The 561-nt window shown below is 73.4% G+C and carries 1 protein-coding gene; it reads right to left on the bottom strand.

The window, feature by feature from the left end; all coding sequences use genetic code 11:
- Positions 1-422 (bottom strand): hypothetical protein (locus tag ACNFOC_RS55115; protein ID WP_416966409.1); only part of this gene is annotated, 422 nt, incomplete at its 3' end.
- Positions 423-561: the final 139 nt, after the last annotated feature.

Below are 561 nucleotides of genomic sequence, written 5' to 3'. Positions count from 1 at the left end.
CGGACGGGATCTGGAGTGGTGCCGGTGCCGACGCCGTTGACCCCGATCGGTGGTGATGCGGGGGGCGGGACCGGTGGCACGGGCGGCACTGGCGGTGCGGGCGGTACTGACGATGCTGGTGGTGCGGGCAGTGCGGGCAGTGCGGGCGGTGTGGGCAGTACTGGTGGTGCTGGCGGTGCGGGCCGTACTGATCGACGGTGGTACCAGCCGCCAGCCGCCAGCCGCCAGTCGCTAGCGGCCAGTCGCTGGGTACAAGCCGCCGACCGCCGACCGCCGACCGCCGACCGCCGACCGCCGACCGCCGACCACCGGGCGTCGCCCATGCCAGCGGTGCCCCCGGCCCAGATGACGTAGCCGCCGTCGAGGACAGCCCAGGTGACGTAGCCGCCGTCGGGGGACAGCCCAGGTGATGGAGTGGGCACGTGGACGCTCTAGCATGGTCGGTCTGACGATCGACCGAGGGGGACGGGGCAGTGGGGGACCAGACACAGCCGGACGGCGGTGCGGGAGCGGCGGACCGCGACCTGTGGGCAGCGCCGGAGAACAGGACGTCCTTGGAGA

The organism is Streptomyces colwelliae (assembly GCF_048158785.1).
In the GTDB taxonomy this organism is placed as follows: Bacteria; Actinomycetota; Actinomycetes; order Streptomycetales; family Streptomycetaceae; genus Streptomyces.
This window is presented reverse-complemented; position numbering and strand designations above follow the sequence as displayed.